Annotated in this window: 14 protein-coding genes; 5 read left to right on the plus strand and 9 right to left on the minus strand. The window is 66.0% G+C overall.

Going from position 1 to position 16,849, the window contains the following annotated elements; genetic code table 11:
• Positions 1-193: 193 nt before the first annotated feature.
• Entirely contained in the window at positions 194-3,985 is a 3,792-nt protein-coding gene (locus FRZ61_RS05800; RefSeq protein WP_225309241.1) for a hydantoinase B/oxoprolinase family protein, read from the plus strand.
• Positions 3,986-3,991: 6 nt separating this feature from the next.
• Here FRZ61_RS05800 and FRZ61_RS05805 read toward each other — a convergent pair whose 3' ends face one another.
• From FRZ61_RS05805 to FRZ61_RS05815, 3 genes are all read right to left on the minus strand, one after another.
• Complete coding sequence (locus FRZ61_RS05805; RefSeq protein WP_151115642.1) at positions 3,992-4,543, minus strand: hypothetical protein; 552 nt, start codon at positions 4,541-4,543, stop codon at positions 3,992-3,994.
• Positions 4,544-4,664: 121 nt separating this feature from the next.
• On the minus strand, positions 4,665-5,099 hold the full coding sequence (locus FRZ61_RS05810) for a cupin domain-containing protein (protein WP_151115644.1): 435 nt from the start codon (positions 5,097-5,099) through the stop codon (positions 4,665-4,667).
• A gap of 32 nt (positions 5,100-5,131) precedes the next feature.
• Positions 5,132-5,587, minus strand: a complete 456-nt coding sequence (locus FRZ61_RS05815) for a carboxymuconolactone decarboxylase family protein (protein WP_151115646.1) — start codon at positions 5,585-5,587, stop codon at positions 5,132-5,134.
• 130 nt (positions 5,588-5,717) lie between these two features.
• On the opposite strand from FRZ61_RS05815, the gene pdxR reads away from it, so the two are divergent.
• The 3 genes from pdxR to FRZ61_RS05830 all read left to right on the plus strand — a co-directional run bounded on the left by pdxR (position 5,718) and on the right by FRZ61_RS05830 (position 10,042).
• On the plus strand, positions 5,718-7,160 hold the full coding sequence (gene pdxR, locus FRZ61_RS05820; RefSeq protein ID WP_151115648.1) for a MocR-like pyridoxine biosynthesis transcription factor PdxR: 1,443 nt from the start codon (positions 5,718-5,720) through the stop codon (positions 7,158-7,160).
• Between the two features lie 288 nt (positions 7,161-7,448).
• Positions 7,449-9,077 carry an ATP-binding protein gene (locus FRZ61_RS05825; RefSeq protein WP_225309140.1) on the plus strand — a complete coding sequence of 543 codons (1,629 nt, stop codon included), beginning with the start codon at positions 7,449-7,451 and terminating at the stop codon, positions 9,075-9,077.
• Between the two features lie 188 nt (positions 9,078-9,265).
• Complete coding sequence (locus FRZ61_RS05830) at positions 9,266-10,042, plus strand: sulfite exporter TauE/SafE family protein (RefSeq protein WP_151115650.1); 777 nt, start codon at positions 9,266-9,268, stop codon at positions 10,040-10,042.
• A gap of 58 nt (positions 10,043-10,100) precedes the next feature.
• Here FRZ61_RS05830 and FRZ61_RS05835 read toward each other — a convergent pair whose 3' ends face one another.
• From FRZ61_RS05835 to FRZ61_RS05860, 6 genes are read right to left on the minus strand one after another with little or no spacing between them, the layout of a single operon-like run.
• Positions 10,101-11,084 carry a branched-chain amino acid ABC transporter permease gene (locus FRZ61_RS05835; protein WP_151115652.1) on the minus strand — a complete coding sequence of 328 codons (984 nt, stop codon included), beginning with the start codon at positions 11,082-11,084 and terminating at the stop codon, positions 10,101-10,103.
• Complete coding sequence (locus FRZ61_RS05840; RefSeq protein ID WP_151115654.1) at positions 11,081-11,986, minus strand: branched-chain amino acid ABC transporter permease; 906 nt, start codon at positions 11,984-11,986, stop codon at positions 11,081-11,083. Before FRZ61_RS05840 ends, FRZ61_RS05835 begins: the two co-directional genes overlap by 4 nt.
• The gene (locus FRZ61_RS05845) at positions 11,986-12,696 is read right to left on the minus strand and encodes an ABC transporter ATP-binding protein (RefSeq protein ID WP_151115656.1); all 711 of its coding nucleotides are present in this window, start codon (positions 12,694-12,696) and stop codon (positions 11,986-11,988) included. Before FRZ61_RS05845 ends, FRZ61_RS05840 begins: the two co-directional genes overlap by 1 nt.
• Positions 12,696-13,433, minus strand: a complete 738-nt coding sequence (locus FRZ61_RS05850) for an ABC transporter ATP-binding protein (protein WP_225309141.1) — start codon at positions 13,431-13,433, stop codon at positions 12,696-12,698. The genes FRZ61_RS05845 and FRZ61_RS05850 overlap by 1 nt, the downstream gene beginning before the upstream one ends.
• Positions 13,430-14,692 carry a M24 family metallopeptidase gene (locus FRZ61_RS05855; RefSeq protein ID WP_151115660.1) on the minus strand — a complete coding sequence of 421 codons (1,263 nt, stop codon included), beginning with the start codon at positions 14,690-14,692 and terminating at the stop codon, positions 13,430-13,432. The genes FRZ61_RS05850 and FRZ61_RS05855 overlap by 4 nt, the downstream gene beginning before the upstream one ends.
• A 24-nt stretch (positions 14,693-14,716) precedes the next feature.
• On the minus strand, positions 14,717-15,316 hold the full coding sequence (locus tag FRZ61_RS05860; protein WP_191909318.1) for a cupin domain-containing protein: 600 nt from the start codon (positions 15,314-15,316) through the stop codon (positions 14,717-14,719).
• Between the two features lie 230 nt (positions 15,317-15,546).
• On the opposite strand from FRZ61_RS05860, the gene FRZ61_RS05865 reads away from it, so the two are divergent.
• Positions 15,547-16,824: an ABC transporter substrate-binding protein gene (locus FRZ61_RS05865; protein WP_225309142.1), complete on the plus strand. Its 1,278-nt coding sequence runs from the start codon at positions 15,547-15,549 to the stop codon at positions 16,822-16,824.
• Positions 16,825-16,849: the final 25 nt, after the last annotated feature.

The following is a 16,849-nucleotide window of genomic DNA, read 5'->3' on the forward strand; positions in this document are numbered from 1 at the left end:
CGGCGTTCCCGTCATTGATCCATCTCAAAGGAGTGCCTCCCGGGGGCGGGCGGCCCGGCCGAGGCGCTGACGGGCCCGGCGCCATCCGTTACACTCCCGGGCTCTTTTTTCGACCCGGCCGCTGTCGTCCAGGGCAGCGGCCGATCGCGTCACCAGGCAGGAGCGGGTCATGGCGGAGAAGGCGGCCGGAATCATGGGCAAGCTCGCGGGCGGCAAGGACGCCGCCGTGGAGGGGGGCCGCTGGCAGTTCTGGATCGACCGGGGCGGCACCTTCACCGACATCGTCGCGCGGCGCCCGGATGGCGGCCTCGTGACGCACAAGCTGCTGTCCGAGAATCCCGAGCGTTATCGCGACGCGGCGATCCAGGGCATCCGCGAGCTGCTCAAGCTCGGGGCGGGGCGGCCGATCCCGGCCGACGCGATCGCCGCGGTCAAGATGGGGACCACCGTCGGCACCAACGCGCTGCTCGAGCGCAAGGGCGACCGCACGCTGCTGGCCGTGACCAGGGGCTTCGCCGACGCGCTCAGGATCGGCTACCAGAACCGCCCCGATATCTTCGCGCGGCGGATCGTGCTGCCCGAGCTGCTCTATGAGCGCGTGCTCGAGGTCGATGAGCGCGTCACGGCCGAGGGCGAGGTGCTGCGGCCGCTCGATCTCGCGGGCGCGCGGACCGGGCTGCAGGCGGCGCTCGCGGACGGCATCCATGCGGTCGCGATCCTGCTGATGCACGGCTATCGCCATACCGAGCATGAGCGAAGGCTGGCCGAGCTCGCCCGCGAGATGGGCTTCAGCCAGGTCTCGGTCAGCCACCGCGTCAGCCCGCTGATGAAGCTGGTCGGGCGCGGCGACACCACGGTGGTCGATGCCTATCTCTCGCCGCTGCTGCGCCGCTATGTCGACCAGGTGGCCTCGGAGCTGGGCGGCGCGCGGCTCATGTTCATGCAGTCCAATGGCGGCCTCACCGACGCGCGCCTCTTCCAGGGCAAGGACTGCATCCTGTCGGGCCCCGCGGGCGGCATCGTCGGCGCGGTCGAGACCTCGCGCCAGGCGGGGTTCGAGCGCATCATCGGCTTCGACATGGGCGGCACCTCGACCGACGTGTCGCATTACGCCGGCGAGTATGAGCGCGCCTTCGAGACCCATGTGGCGGGCGTGCGCATGCGCGCGCCCATGATGCAGATCCACACGGTCGCGGCTGGCGGCGGCTCGATCCTGTTCTTCGACGGCGCGCGCTTCCGCGTCGGCCCGGAATCGGCCGGCGCCGATCCCGGCCCCGCCTGCTATCGCCGCGGCGGCCCGCTCACCGTCACCGACTGCAACGTGATGCTGGGCAAGCTGCAGCCCGATTTCTTCCCGAAGATCTTCGGGCCCGGCGGCGACCAGCCGCTCGATACCGCGATCGTCAAGTCCAAGTTCGAGGCGATGGCGGCCCGGATCGAGGCCGCGACCGGACAGAAGCGGACGCCCGAACAGGTGGCCGAGGGTTTCCTCACCATCGCGGTCGAGAACATGGCGAACGCGATCAAGGAGATCTCGATCCAGCGCGGTTATGACGTGACGCGCTACACGCTCTGCTGCTTCGGCGGCGCCGGTGGCCAGCATGCCTGCCTGGTGGCCGACGCGCTGGGCATGACCAAGATCTTCCTCCACCCCATGGCGGGCGTGCTCTCGGCCTATGGCATGGGCCTGGCCGATGTCCGCGCCATGCGCGAATCCGCGATCGAGGCGAAGCTCGGCGAGCCGGCGCTGGCGGATGCCAAGGCGAGGCTCGACCAGCTCGAGGCGCTGGCGCGCGAGGAGATGAAGGGGCAGGAGCTGCCGGAGGCGGCGCTTTCGGCTGTCCGGCGCGTGCATCTGCGCTATGAGGGCACGGACGCCGCCCTGGTGGTGGAGTTCGGCGGCCTCAAGGAGGTCGTCGCGCGCTTCGAGGCGGCGCACCGCCAGCGCTACGGCTTCATCGTGCCCGACAAGGGTCATGTCCTCGAGGCGGTCTCGGTCGAGGTGATCGGCAAGACCGAGAGCGTATCGGACCCGGTGATCGAGCCGCGCGCGCTCAAGCCGCAGCCGCGCTCCAAGGCCCGCGTCGCGATGCGCGCCGCCGGCACCGCCCACGACACGCGGCTCTATGACCGCGCCGACCTGCAGCCGGGCGACAAGATCGCCGGCCCCGCCATCATCGTGGAGCCGATCGGCACCAACGTGATCGAGCCCGGCTGGCAGGCCGAGATGACGCCGCACGGCCATCTGGTTCTCACGCGCATCGTGGCGCTGCAGCGCGCCTCGGCCGTCGGCACCAAGGTCGATCCGGTCATGCTCGAGATCTTCAACAATCTCTTCATGTCGATCGCCGAGCAGATGGGCTCGACGCTGGAGAAGACCAGCTACTCGGTCAATATCAAGGAGCGGCTCGATTTCTCCTGCGCGATCTTCGACCGCGAGGGCCAGCTCATCGCCAATGCGCCGCACATGCCGGTGCATCTGGGCTCGATGGGCGAGAGCATCCGCACCGTCATCCGCAGCCGCAGCGCCACCATGGCTCCCGGCGACGTGTTCGTGCTGAACGCGCCCTATAACGGCGGCACCCATCTGCCGGACGTGACGGTGGTGACGCCGGTGTTCGAGCGGGATGCGCGCCCCTCCCTGACCCTCCCCCACAAGGGGGGAGGGGATAAGGAAGAGGGAGCCGGCGCCGCAAAACTGATCCCCTCCCCCTTGATGGGGGAGGGTCAGGGAGGGGGTGGAGCAACCAACTCTCCGTCCGCCAACCGCGTCCTCTTCTATGTCGCCAGCCGCGGGCATCATGCCGATATCGGCGGGATCACCCCGGGCTCGATGCCGCCCGACAGCCGCACGGTCGAGGAGGAGGGCGTCCTCATCGACGATTTCCAGCTGGTCGATCGCGGCCGCTTCCTCGAGGCGGAGATGCGGGCCTTACTCTCCTCGGGCAAATATCCCGCGCGCAACCCCGACCAGAACATCGCCGACTTGCGCGCCCAGATCGCCGCCAACGAGAAGGGCGTGCAGGAGCTCCGGCGCATGGTGGCGATGTATGGGCTGGACGTGGTCTGGGCCTATATGGGCCATGTCCAGGACAATGCCGAGGAGCAGGTGCGCCGCGTGATCTCCGTGCTCAAGGACGGGCGCTTCACCTATCCGCTCGACGATGGCAGCCAGATCACGGTCGCGATCGCCATCGACCATCCTTCGCGCTCGGCCCGGATCGATTTCACCGGCACCAGCCCGCAGGCCGCGAGCAACTTCAACGCGCCCTCGGCCGTCTGCCGTGCGGCCGTGCTCTATGTCTTCCGGACACTGGTGGACGACACCATCCCGATGAACGAGGGCTGCCTCAAGCCGCTCGAGGTCGTCATCCCGCCCGGCTCGATGCTCAATCCGCGCTATCCCGCGGCGGTGGTGGCGGGCAATGTCGAGACCTCGCAATGCATCACCGACACGCTCTATGGGGCGCTGGGCGTGATGGCGGCCTCGCAGGGCACGATGAACAACCTCACCTTCGGCAACGCGCGCTATCAGTATTACGAGACCATCTGCGGCGGCTCGGGCGCGGGGCCGGACTTCGACGGCACCGACGCGGTCCATACCCACATGACCAACTCGCGCCTGACCGATCCCGAGATTCTGGAATGGCGCTTCCCGGTGCTGGTGGAAAGCTTCGCCATCCGGCGCGGCTCGGGCGGCAAGGGCAAGCATCGCGGCGGCGACGGGGTCACCCGCAAGCTGCGTTTCCGCGAGGCGATGACGGCCGCGATCCTCTCCGGCCACCGCAAGGTGCCGCCCTACGGCATGGCCGGCGGCGAGCCGGGTGCGGTCGGGAAGAACTATGTCATCCGCGCCGATGGCAGCCGCACCGATCTGGGCTCGACCGACAAGACGGAGATGAATCCGGGCGACATGTTCGTGATCGAGACGCCCGGCGGCGGCGGGTTCGGGAAGGTGGAGGAGGCGAGGAAAGCGGCGGAGTGAAACCTTTCAGCCCTCGCCGGGCATGTGGAGGCAATTGATCCCAAAATCGACGATGGGGCTGCCGTCCTCGAATTGCGACACCCTCTCCCAGGCTGCACAATCGATCAGCAAACCGTTTCGTTTCACGGTGATGACGTCACGCTGCGATCGTTCTCCGTTGATCTCAGGTCCCGGGCCGGCTCGAATCGTGCTTGTGATGACCTGATCGGACGAGGAGGTTGCACCCTCCATGAGCGTCTTGTCGTTCTGAATGGCGAGCGGTGTCTCGCCGACGCCCGGGATATAGCGTCGGACACGAATCTCGCCACGGCGCCCTGCGCTGTCGGCATAGAGGCAGGTGCCAAGACTGCCGGGCGCTTCCGGCATCTTCAGCCCTTGCAGCGCGAAGCCTTCGACTTCGATCGGGCAAAGCGCGCCACTGGCCTTGTGCGTGTAGCTGCCATCGCTGGCTTTGATCCAGTCCGACGCGGCGGCGTTCGCTCCTTCCTTCCCATCAGGTGACGCGCACGCTTGGAGTGCCAATAGCAGCAACGCCCCGACCGCAATGGTTCGTTTCATCGGTGCCCCCGCAGGAATTGGCCTCAATCCTGAGGGATTGTAGATCGCTGGACAATTACAATCTTGGCGGCAGAGGCTCAAAAACCCCTCCCCCGGAACGAGGGAGGGGACCATCGTCGCCCTACTTGTCGAACACCGTCAGCTCGGCGCCCTCCGGGGCCACGAAGATCGCGAGCAGGCTGGCGGGTTCCGTGTCGCTGGCGTTCTCGCTCACCAGATGCTCGCTGCCGGGCGGCTCGAAGAAGGTCTCGCCCGCGTGATAGACCTTGACCTCGCCGCCCTTGAGCTGCGAGCGGATGGCGCCGGTCAGGATATAGGCCATCACCACGCCGGCATGATGGTGCGAGACGGACTTGCCGCCGGGGTCGTACTCGACCCGGACCGTGGTCAGGCGCTGGCCGGGCAGGTTGGGCAAGGGCTCGCTCGAGACCAGCGTGACCTTGTCGCCGGGAGGGCTGTCGGCGAAGACATCGGCCGCGCCCGCGAGCGCCAGGCCGGCGCAGAGGGCGAGGGCGGTGGCCAGCTTGCGGCCGGCCTGTTTTGCGACCTTGTTCATGATCTCTGTCCTTCGGATCGATAGAGACCGCGTCAGGCGTTGTGCGGCGCGACGTTCGGCACCATCCGCGAGGAGATCGCGATCCGGTTCCAGCCATTGATGGCCACGACCGCCATGGTGAGGTTGGCGATCTCCTCGTCGGAGAACTGCCGGCGCACCTCCTCGTAGACGACATCCGGCGCATGGCCTTCGGTGATGAGCGTCAGCGCCTCGGTCCAGGCCAAGGCCGCGCGCTCGCGCTCGCTATAGACGGGGGATTCGCGCCAGCCATTCAGGAGGTAAAGGCGCACTTCGGACTCGCCGGCCTTGCGCGCATCGGCGCTGTGCATCGCGAGGCAGAAGGCGCAGCCATTGATCTGCGAAGCCCGCATCTTCACCAGCTCCATCAGCGAATGTTCCAGCCCGCTGTTCTCGATGGTCTGCTGCAGCCCGATCATCGCCTTGTAGGCGGCGGGAGCGGCCTTCGCGACATTCATCCTGGCGTTCATGACATCCATCCTTGCTTCGAGAGGTTGTGGGCGACCAGCCCTCGGGATCACCCGTGTCGGTCGGTGCCAGGAGATGTAGAAGCCTGGTGGCCTAGGCGACAGGGCCAGATTCTGATAGAAATGATAGGCCATGAAAGCCGCCCTTAATTCTCGGATTCGACTGGATATTCGCCTCAAGCGGCGAAGCGGCGGTGCCCTCCACCGCCAGATCTATGAGCGGCTGCGGGCCGATATCCTGGAGGGCCGGCTCGAGCCGGGGCGGCGGCTGGCCTCGAGCCGGGCGCTCGCCAGCCAGCTCGGCGTCGCGCGCGGCACGGTCGAGCTCGCCTATGCCACGCTGGCGAGCGAGGGCTATGTCGAGACCCAGGCCGCGGGCGGCACCCTCGTGGCTTCGAACCTGTCGCGACAGCGCCCGATCCCGCGCGGCCGGCGCATCCAGCCCGTCCGGGCGTTCCTCGATCCGGCGTTCGACACCGCGCAGCCGAAGCCCTTCCAGATGGGGCTGCCGGCGCTCGATCTCTTTCCCCGCAAGCTCTGGTCGCGGCTGGCCGCGCGCAATGCGCGGCGCCTGTCGCTGGGCGCGCTCAGCTATCAGGATGCGGCCGGCGACCGCCGCCTGCGCGAGGCGATCGCGCATTATCTCGCCATCGCGCGCGGCCTTTCCTGCTCCAGCGACCAGATCTTCGTCACGCCCGGCTATCAGGGCGCGCTCGGTCTCATCACGCGCGTGCTCCTGCGGCCGGGCGATCCGGTCTGGTTCGAGGATCCGGGCTATTTCCTCGCGCGCGAGGCCTTAAAGCAGGCGGGCGCGGCGCTGGTGCCGCTGCCGGTCGACCCGGAGGGGATCGATGTCGAGGCGGGCCGCGCGCGGGCGCCCTGGGCGCGTTTCGCGGTGGTGACACCCTCTCACCAGGCGCCGCTCGGCGTGACGCTCTCCCTCAACCGCCGGCTGGCGCTGCTCGCCTGGGCGGCGGAGGCGGGGGCCTGGGTGATCGAGGACGATTACGACAGCGAGTATCGCTATCGCGGCCGTCCTCTGCCGGCCTTGAAGAGCCTCGATGAGGCCAACCGCGTGCTCTATACCGGGACCTTCAGCAAGGTGCTGCATCCGGGCCTGCGGCTGGGCTATCTCGTGGTGCCGCCGCCGGAGCTGGAGCGGTTCGATCGCGCGGCGTCGCTGCTGATGCCGAGCCAGGGCTACCTCGACCAGATGACGGTCGCCGATTTCATGACCGAGGGACATTTCGCGCGCCACATCCGACGCATGCGCCAGCTCTATGCCGAGCGCCGCGAGGCGCTGGCGACAGCCCTCGAGCGTCGGCTCGGCGATCGCCTGCGCGTCGATCTGCAGGCGGGCGGGCTGCATCTGCTGGGCTGGCTGCGCGAAGGATCCGACGACGAGGCGCTGTCCCAGCGCGCCTGGGCGCAAGGCTTGGCGCCATTGCCGCTGAGCCGCGCCGTGATGCAGGCGCGCCTGCCGCCGGCGCTGGCGATGAGCTTCACCAATGTGCCCGTCGAGGAATCCGCGGCCGTGGTGGAGCGGATGGCGGCGGTAATCGAGGGGGCGGGGTGACATCGATTTCTGTCTCCTCCCCCGTCTTCGGGGGAGGATTAAGGAGGGGGCTGCTCGCTGTCAGAAACCGAGCAGCCCTCTCCCTGGCCCTCTCCCGCGAAGCGGGAGAGGGGATAGAGATTCTCGCCTGCTGCCTCGCTGACCTTTAAACCGGTCCCCAGCCCCATTAGCTCTTTGTTCAGGCTTCACCCGCTAGGGTTGAAAGCTGCAGCCAAAGCTGCCGGTGCGGCCCTGCTTTCATTTGATATTCCGACCGACTTCCGTCGCATTCCTCGAAAGTTTTAGGCGATGTCCACCCTTCATGCGATCGACGAAAAGCCGCTGGCGATGCGCCGGCCGGGTCCGGGCAAGACCGGCCATGTCATCGCGGTCTCCGGTTCCTCGGTCACGGCCATCCTGAAGCCGGGTGCCGAGGGCGTGCGCATCGGCTCGATCGTGCGCATGCCGACCTCGGCCTCGGACGTGTTCGGGATGGTGACCAGCCTGCGCGCCGAGAACGCGCAGGCCGAGATCGCTCCCACCGAGAAGCATCTCGCCGAGATCCAGCTCCTGGGCGAAACCCTGCGCGCCGCGAACGGCCAGATGGGCAGCTTCCAGCGCGGCGTCTCGATCCATCCGGTGCTGGGCACCGACCTCTTCGCCGCGACCCATGACGAGCTGGGCATCGTCTATGCGCGGCCCAAGGCCGCGAACCTGCGCGTCGGCACGATCCACCAGGACGCGACGCTGCCGGCCTTCGTCAGCACCGACGATCTCCTCGGCAAGCATTTCGCCGTGCTGGGCGTGACGGGCTCGGGCAAGTCTTGCTCGGTCGCCCTTATTCTGCGCGCGGTGCTCGACCAGAATCCGGGCGGCCATGTGGTGCTGCTCGATTCCCACAACGAATATGCCCAGGCCTTCGGCGATCGCGCCGAGCTGATCAGCCCGACCAACCTCCAGCTTCCCTATTGGCTGCTCAATTTCGAGGAGATTGTCACCGTCTTCGCCAGCCGCACCGGCGAGACGATGGAGGCGGAGCATGCGGTCCTCAAGGCCGCCATCGTCGAGGCCAAGCGCAAGTTCGCCGGCCCCGGCAAGGAGCTCGACTATGTCACGGTCGACACGCCGGTGCCGTATCGTCTCGGTGATGTGCTGCGCCAGATCGACGCCGCGATGGGCAAACTCGAGAAGCCCGAGAACAACGCCGCCTATCTGCGCCTCAAGGCGCGCATCGAGGCGCTCAGCAACGACCGCCGTTTCGCCTTCATGTTCTCCGGCCTCACGGTGCGCGACAACCTGATCGACATCCTCTCGCGCATCCTGCGCATGCCGGTCGAGCGCAAGCCCATCACCATCTTCGACATCTCCGGCGTGCCCTCCGAAATCACCGACGTGGTGGTCTCGGTGCTCTGCCGCACGCTGTTCGATTTCGCGCTCTGGAGCGACCGCAGCCGCGCCATGCCGATCCTCCTCGTTTGCGAGGAGGCGCACCGCTATGTGCCGCGCGACGAGACCCAGACGCCGGGCCCGACCGGCAAGGTCGTCGCCACGATCGCGCGCGAGGGGCGCAAATACGGCGTCGGGCTCTGCCTGGTGAGCCAGCGGCCCTCGGAGCTGTCGGCCACGATCCTCTCCCAGTGCAACACGCTCTTCGCGCTGCGCATGAGCAACGAGCGCGACTGCAATTTCGTGCGCAACGCCCTGCCGGATTCGGCGATCGGCCTGCTCGAGGCGCTGCCGGCGCTGCGCACCCGCGAGGCGATCGTGGTGGGCGAGGGCGTCACCGTGCCGATGCGGCTTTCCTTCGACGAACTCGATCCGCAGTTCCGCCCCAAGAACGGCACGCCACCCTTCTCCCACGCCTGGGCCGCGGACAGCGCCAGCCGGGAGTTCATCGCCGACACGATCGAGCGCTGGCGCAAGCAGCTCAGGGACTAGGTTGCCGGCAGCGAGTCTGCCCCCTCCCTGGCCCTCCCCCTGAACGGGGGAGGGGACAAGAGCTTCGTTTTCGCCGTCTTCCAATCGGGTAAGTTGGCCTCGCGCGATGCCTTCGTACCAGATCCCCTCCCCCGTTCAGGGGGAGGGCCAGGGAGGGGGCTGCGCGATCTCCATGCGCGAGTCACCCCTTGCTCCAATCCTTCCTCGACCTGATCCACAGCCTCGGCCCCGGGGGCACCGCCTTCCTGCTGCTGGTCGCCTTCGGCGCCGGCATCCTGCGCGGCTATACCGGCTTCGGCTTCGCGCTGGCGGCGGTACCGGCGCTGACGGTGATCCTCGATCCTGCCGACATGGTGCCGGCCGTGACGCTCATCACGCTCCTGGGCGGGCTGCAGCTTGTGGTGAAAGTCTGGCGCCAGGCGGACTGGCCCTCGGTCTGGTTGCTGCTGGCGGGCGCCGTTCTCGGCCTGCCCTTCGGCGTGATCATGCTGCGCGACCTGCCGGCGGACCTGATGCGTGCCTTCATCGGCCTCGTCGTATTGGCCGCGGTGCTGCTGCTCTGGCGCGGCTTCAGCTTCAGCGCCGCACCCACCAAGGCGACCCGCCTGGCGCTCGGCGTTCTTTCGGGCCTGCTCAACAGCTCGACCTCGATGGGCGGCCCGCCCGTGATCATCTTCTTCCTGGCCTCGCCGGCGGGGGCCGCCGTGGGCCGCGCCTCGCTCCTGGTCTATTTCTTCCTGCTCTCCTGGGTGACGCTGGGCAGCGCTGCCCTGGGCGGCCTTCTCACCCTGCAGGTTCTGCTCCTCACCATCCTGATGCTGCCCGCCATGTCGCTCGGCAACTGGGTCGGCGCGCATCTCTTCACCAGAAGCACCGCCCACACCTACCGCCGGGTCGCGCTGATCGTGCTGGCGAGCGTGGCCGCGGTCGCGATCGCGCGAGCGCTCGCAGGTCTGGTCGGCTAGCTCTCGGGATGGATGATCACGCCGTCAAGGGGGTCGGCGTTGTGCTGACGGTCCGCCGCTACCAGAGCCACTTCTTCAGGGTCGCCAAGCCGCGGGGGAAGAACAGCATGACTGAAATCAGCAGCGCTCCGAACAGGATGAGGCGCCAAGCGCCGATCCCGCGCAGGGCTTCCTGGAACCCAACGATAAGGAAACCCGAGAATATCGGGCCGAACAGCGTGCCTCGACCACCGAGATAGGTGACGGTGAGCACTTCGATCGTGCGCGAGACGCCGAACTCTGTGGGAGAGGGCGACAGGATCCCGATATAGTGGGCGTAGAAGGCGCCGACAATGCCGGTGAAGAACGACGCGATCGAGAAATTGATCAGCTTGTACTTCGTCGCGCTCAGCCCCAGGCTCTCGGCGGCCAGCTCGTCGTCGCGGATGGCCTTGAAGGCGCGCCCCGCATTCGAGTTCACCAACCACCAGCAGGCGAGAACGATGGCGGTGCCGATGACCAGCAGCGCGTAGTAGTAGGCATGGAGATTGGCCCGTGAAAAGTCGATCCCAAGCAGATCGGGAAAGGGCATGACGGTCAGCCCGAGCATACCGCGCGTTATCTCTGTGCTGTTGGCGATTGTCAGCCGGATCGTCTCCCCGACGAACCAGGTGAGCAGGCCGAGATAGAGGCCCTTCACCCTGAGGGCGATCAGGCCGGTGAAGAAGCCGAGCGCCATGCACAGGATGCCCCCGACCAACAGGCCCACCCACGGGTTGACCCCCATGAAGGAGGCGCCCAGAGCTGACGCATAAGACCCTGCGGCAATGAAGCCGGCATAGCCGAAGTTCGTGAGGCCGCAATAGCCGACCATGAGGTCGTAGATCGCGCCGAAGACGCCGAACATTAGCGCCGCGATCAGGATCGAGAGGATGAAATGGTCGCTCACGAACAGCGGGGCGAGTACCAGCGCGCCCAGGAGAACGGCCAGCTTGGCCGCCCGCATGGCTGGTGAACGCCATGCGCGCCCGAACGGCTGGAGGACGGCAGCGGCCTCGTTCACGGGCGAGCCCCTTGAACCGCGAAGAGCCCTTGCGGCCGGATGACCAGCACCAGAACCACGAGCGCGGCGGTCAGTACGTGCTGCCAGCCCGCCGCCAGGAAGAAGACGGCAAAGGCCTCGATGATGCCGAGCAAAAAGCCGCCGACGATCGCACCGGGCAGGTTCCCCAATCCACCGAGCACAACCACCGCGAAGCTCTTCATGGCAGGCAACATGCCGACGGTGGGATAAGCCGGAAAGATGGTGATAAGGAGAGCGCCGGAAATGCCTGCGAGCGACGCACCGATGCCGAAGGTGATCATGTAAATCTGACGGACGCTGATTCCGAGCGCCCGGGCCGCTTCCGCGTCCTGGCCCGTCGCGCGAATCGCCTTGCCGAGGGGGGTGTAGCGCACGAACAGCCATACGCCCGCGCCGACCACGAGGGTGGCGGCGAGAATCACAAGCCTGTCATAGCTCAGCGAGATGCCCATGATGTCGAGGGAGCCCGGAATCATCTCCACCAAGCCCTGGCGGCGGCTGCCGACCAGCTCGGTCGCGAGGTTCTGAAACACCACCGTGAGCCCGATCGTGAGCACGAAGGCGTCGAGAAGCCAGCCGCGCCCCGATCGTCGCCTCAGCGGATCGATGAGGACCCGCTCGATGAGCATCCCGACCACGAAAAGCACGACAGCCGCCGCGGCAATTCCGGCAAGGATCGGAAACCCGAGGGAGGCCACGACGAAATACATGACGTAGGCGCCGATCATGAACAACTCGCCATGCGCGAAGTTCACGACGTTCAGGATTCCGAATATCAGCGACAACCCCACCGCCATCAGGGCATACATCGAGCCTCGCACCAGTCCTTGCGCCAGGAGTTCGAGGAGGATGGACGGGTCCAGAAGAAGGCTGAAGTCCATCAGATCCACTCCTTGATGATGTCGGCAAGGCGGTGCTTGAACTCCGCCGCCGGGCCGTGATGGCTGTTGGCTCCCATCTTCAGCACGTACACATAGTCGGCAATCTGGAGAGTCTTCCGGATGTTCTGGTCCACAAGCAGGATCAGGTAGCCGGCCTTCTTCAGCGCCCCGATCTGCTGATACACTTCCTCGACCAGTGACGGCATCAGGCCGACCGAGGGCTCGTCCAGCAGAAGCGTCCTGGGGTTTGTCATGGTGATGCGGGCGATCTCGAGCATGCGCTGCTCGCCGCCCGAGAGCGATCCAGCCCGCGCATTCCGCTTCTCCGCCATCCTCGGATACTGCTCGTAGGCGCGCGCCAGCGCGTCCAGCACGCGCCGCCGGTCGCGGCGGATCGTCCAGCAGCCGAGCTCGAGATTCTCGGCGACCGTCATGGAGGGAAAGACGCTCCGGCCCTGGATCAGATAAGCGACGCCCTCGGTCAGCATCTGTTCCGGCTCCAGACCGGTCACCGTCCGGCCGAAATGCTCGACTGTCCCGGATGCGGGCTTGAGATAGCCGAAGACCGCTCGCAGCAGGGTCGATTTGCCGGCGCCGTTGGGCCCGATGATCGTGGTCACCATGCCTTCTTCGGCGCGCAGGTTCACGCCGCTCAGGATCGGGACCTCGCGTGTGTAGCCCGCCGTCAGGCCGCTGATCGTGAGGCTCATCAGACGGCCGCCTCCGCCTGGCCCAGATAGGCCTCGATGACCCGCGGATCATGCCGAACGCTCTCCGGTGTGCCGTCCGCGATTTCCTGGCCGGCGGCGAGAACCGTGAGGCGGGAACAGAGTTGCGACAGATGCGGCACTTCGTGGCTGATGAGCAGGAAAGTGAGGCCCTTCTCCTGACGCAGGGCGAGGATGACCTGGATCAGCTTCTCGCACAGGATTGGACTGATCCCGTTGAATGGCTCGTCGAGCAGGACCAGCGACGGCTCGATCATGAGAACCCGGGCGAATTCCAGCAGTTTCTGCTGCCCGCCCGATATCTCGATTGCCGGGCTCCGCGCGAGGTGGGAAAGCCGCACGAGATCGAGGAGTTGTTCCGCCTTGGCCCGTGCCGCGCGGCCAGACAATCCGAGCTCGATCGCCGGCACCAGCATGTTCTCGAGGACCGACATCTCCCGAAACACGCGCGCGATCTGGAAGGTACGGCCGATCCCGGCCCTTGCGATGCGGGACATGGAGAGGCCGGTGATGTCGCGCCTCCGGAACGTGACCGTGCCGGCCGAAGGCGGATAGATGCCGTTGATCACATTGAAGAAAGTCGTCTTGCCGGCGCCGTTGGGACCGATGAGGCCGTGAACGCTCGCCTCTTCCACGGCGAGGTTGACACCGTTGAGCACGATACTGCCGCCGAACTGCTTCCTGAGGCCCCTGACCTCGAGTATGGGCGCCATGCTCATCCGCCCAGCAGTTCGTCTTCGAAAGGAAAGTGCGAGAGGCATCGCACGCCCGTTCGCGTGACCAGAACCTGCTCCTCCAGCTTCACGCCTTCGTGGCCGCCCTCCGCGCCGATGAAGCTTTCAATGCACAGCGTCATGTTCTCTTCGACGGTGCCGTCATAGCCGGCACTGTCCCAGTCGTAACGGTGATAGATCGCCGGATATTCGTCGCACATACCGATGCCGTGCATCAGCACCATGTAGCGGTTCCTGATATAGGGCTCCGGAATCCGCCAGGCCTTCTGCGACAGCTCGCGAAAGCTCACGCCGGGCCGCAGGAGCTCCATGTTGTGCTGGATCTCCTCGAACGCGAGCTTGTAGAGGTCGCGCTGAGCCGGGGTCGGTTTTCCGGGGCCACAATGGAAGGTCCGGGACATGTCGGCGCAGTAGCCCAGCGGACCGACCATGTCGGTATCGAATCCCACGAGCTCGCCGGGGCGCACCATCCGGTCGCTGGCTTCCTGCAGCCAGGGATTGAGGCGGTCGCCGGACGAGAGCAGCCGGCCCTCGATCCAGTCGCCGCCCATGGCGATGTTGGTCTGGTGCAGCAGGGACCAGAGCTCGTTCTCGGTGATGCCGGGGACGAGCGCCGCCCGCATCTTGGCCGCACCGGCCTCCGCGACGGCGAGAGCCAGGTTCATGCAGAGAACTTCGTCGGGAGACTTTATCGAGCGGGCGCGTTCGACGAAGCCCTGCGCCGGCACCAGGTCCAGATTCTGTTCGCGAAGCGCGGTCACCGCGCTCGACTGCCCGAAGTCCGTGGCAATTCTCGGCCCCGCGCCGCAGTGAGTGCGGACCAGCGCGCCCATTTCGTCAGCCCAACGCCGGATGGTTTCTTCCTCACGAGGTCCGGCGAAGAAGTGGCTGAGCGGCAGCGCGACACGAAACTCGGCGACCGTTTCCAGGCCTTCGGCGGTGGCGCGGTAGCTTTCCCCGTCGAACAGAACGACCGGGCCTTCCACGGGAACGAAGAGGTACCGCATCGGCACATGCATCTGGAAGACGGAGGCGTTCCGGCTTCCGGTCGCATAGCGGATGCTGATCGGGTCGACCAGGATGGCGGCAGCACAATCGCCGGCAGCTAGCTCCGCGCGTAGACGGCCGAGCCGATAGGAGCGGAGGCGCTTCAGGTCGAGCTGCGGCTCCGTATCTGTGAGGCGGTTGACAGGCAGGCGAAGCGCCGCCTCGGAGCCGTTCGGGGCCATGACTGCGTGAAACATGTGCTTGCTGCCTGCCACGGAGCGTCAGAAGGAAGGAGGCGTGATGACCCAGATCCACCGGACGGGGCGATCCCCGATGACTTTGGCGGAATGGGCCAACCGGCTCGAGAAGTAGATCGAATCGCCTTCCTCAAGGATGTAGGAGCGTCCGCCGACCGTGAGCTCGTAGGTACCCTCCAGGATGAAGCCGAACTCCTCGCCGTCGTGGGTCCAGGCTTCGCTTTCGCTGGTTTCGCCGGGCTGCATGACGCCCAGAATCACCTCGAGGCGGCCCTGGAGATCGGGCACCAACAGATAGTTCATCGACTTTGCGCCGGGGTACTTGAACGCCTTGCGACGATTCTTGCGGACGACGCGGGCCGGCTCGGCCGGTTCCGCCGGCCGGTCCCCATGCGGTTGGGGATCCGCACTGTCGGTGTCGGTTTCGTCATCGAAGAGCTGTGCCAGGGACGCGCCGAGTACGTCGCAAATGCGCTTGATCGACGCGATCGAGGGAGTCGTCTGATCGGACTCCACTTGGCTGATGAAGCTTCTCGACAGTGCCGCCCCCTGCGCGACCTGTGCCAACGACATGCCACGCTTCTTCCGCAGTTCGCGCAGCCGCGCCCCAAACTTCATGCTCATGGCCACCTCGATTTGCCTGTTCAGCCGAGGTGAACAATGTAAGCGCTGGCGCGTGGCCTCACTACCCTGGCGCGTAGCAGATTTTCCGATTCTACTGTTCTTCATAACTGAACTTTGTTCGATATAACTTGACAAATGTTCAGTCTGGTTGCAACATGCAATTCGTTTCTGGTTGCATGGGAGGCAAAACAATGAATGACCAGAGGGGCGGAAAAACGAATCCGCCGCGAATGAACCGCAGGGAGCTGCTGGCCGCTTCGGCCGCCGGCTTGGTTGCTCTGACCTTTTCAGCAGGCGTGAATTCGGCGCGGGCCGACGGGAAGCCGATCAAGATCGGCTGTCTTGCGCCCTTCACCGGACCCTCGAGCCGCACGGGCGAGAACATCCGCCAGGGCACCATGATGGCGATCGAGGATGCGCGCGCGGACGGGGAGATTCCCCTGACCGTGGACGGGGAGAAGCGCGATATCGAGATCGTTCTGGTCGACGACCAATCTGATCCGGAGAAGGGTGTTCTCGCTCTTCGCGATGCAGTCAGCCGCGAAGGGGTGGAATTCATGATCAATGGATGGCATTCGTCCGTTGCGCTCGCGACCATGGACGTCGAGGCGGATCTGGGCATCGTCCATCTGGGCAATCTCGGCGAATCGCAGTCCATCGCCGACAAGATCAATTCGGACGTGAACCGTTATGCCGGCTACTTCAAGAGCTATTCCTCGCCGGCCTCGTTCTCGGTCCTCTATGGAGCTCCGCTGAACTATTTCCGCGAGAAGGGGCTCTGGAAGCCGGCGAACCTGAAGGCCGCGGTCCTGGTTGAGGACACGGATTATGGCCGGAGCTGGGGCGAGGCACTGGTCACGAGCCTCAAATCGGCGGGCTATGAGGTGAGCGGCTTCGATGTGGTGCCCTTCGAGGAGACCGAGTTCTCACCCATCATCACCAAGTATCGCGCGCAGCAGATTTCCCTGGTGATGACCACGATCACCGCGCCGGTAGGTGCCTCGAATTTCGTGAAGCAGGTCCGGACGCAGAAGCTGAAGGCGCTGCTCGTCAGCCACGGCCTGACCTGGTTCAGCGAGTGGCACGAGCTGACCGGAGAAGCCTCCGACTACAACGTCACCATGGACTCGCCGGCACCCCTGGCGCCCTGGCAGACCGAGTGGAACCAGCGTTTCAAGGCGAAGTATGGCGAGGATCCGAGCATCACCGCGTCGGGCCTGCCTTACGACTATACGCGGATGGCCATCAAGGCGATCAATCAGGCCGGCACGCTCAAGCGGGAAGCGCTGATCGAGACGATCCGCTCGATGGAATACAAGGGCATCTGGAACTTGTACAAGTTCGCGAAAGAACCCGGCCCGAACGCGACCTCGCCCAACGAGGTCCTGACTGGTCCCTTCATGAAGGGGTTCTTCTTCCCGATGGTGCAGCTCATGGGGGGCGAGCGCAAGGTGATCTGGCCGCTCGAGTTTGCTTCCGCCGAGTTCGTCGCACCTCCCTGGCTCTGAACGACAAGGGCGCCGCTGGTTCTCG

This window comes from Hypericibacter adhaerens, assembly GCF_008728835.1.
In the GTDB taxonomy this organism is placed as follows: Bacteria; Pseudomonadota; Alphaproteobacteria; order Dongiales; family Dongiaceae; genus Hypericibacter; species Hypericibacter adhaerens.

What these genes read in the sequence shown, in the direction of transcription:
- FRZ61_RS05810 (WP_151115644.1), bottom strand. Translation starts at nt 5,099, where the DNA reads ATGAACAAGGTCGCAAAACAGGCCGGCCGCAAGCTGGCCACCGCCCTC.
- FRZ61_RS05845 (WP_151115656.1), bottom strand. Translation starts at nt 12,696, where the DNA reads ATGAGCCTCACGATCAGCGGCCTGACGGCGGGCTACACACGCGAGGTC.
- FRZ61_RS05860 (WP_191909318.1), bottom strand. Translation starts at nt 15,316, where the DNA reads ATGAGCATGAAGTTTGGGGCGCGGCTGCGCGAACTGCGGAAGAAGCGT.
- FRZ61_RS05800 (WP_225309241.1), top strand. Translation starts at nt 194, where the DNA reads ATGGGCAAGCTCGCGGGCGGCAAGGACGCCGCCGTGGAGGGGGGCCGC.
- FRZ61_RS05815 (WP_151115646.1), bottom strand. Translation starts at nt 5,587, where the DNA reads ATGAACGCCAGGATGAATGTCGCGAAGGCCGCTCCCGCCGCCTACAAG.
- FRZ61_RS05805 (WP_151115642.1), bottom strand. Translation starts at nt 4,543, where the DNA reads ATGAAACGAACCATTGCGGTCGGGGCGTTGCTGCTATTGGCACTCCAA.
- FRZ61_RS05855 (WP_151115660.1), bottom strand. Translation starts at nt 14,692, where the DNA reads ATGTTTCACGCAGTCATGGCCCCGAACGGCTCCGAGGCGGCGCTTCGC.
- FRZ61_RS05840 (WP_151115654.1), bottom strand. Translation starts at nt 11,986, where the DNA reads ATGGACTTCAGCCTTCTTCTGGACCCGTCCATCCTCCTCGAACTCCTG.
- FRZ61_RS05850 (WP_225309141.1), bottom strand. Translation starts at nt 13,433, where the DNA reads ATGAGCATGGCGCCCATACTCGAGGTCAGGGGCCTCAGGAAGCAGTTC.
- FRZ61_RS05865 (WP_225309142.1), top strand. Translation starts at nt 15,547, where the DNA reads ATGAACCGCAGGGAGCTGCTGGCCGCTTCGGCCGCCGGCTTGGTTGCT.
- pdxR (WP_151115648.1), top strand. Translation starts at nt 5,718, where the DNA reads ATGAAAGCCGCCCTTAATTCTCGGATTCGACTGGATATTCGCCTCAAG.
- FRZ61_RS05825 (WP_225309140.1), top strand. Translation starts at nt 7,449, where the DNA reads ATGTCCACCCTTCATGCGATCGACGAAAAGCCGCTGGCGATGCGCCGG.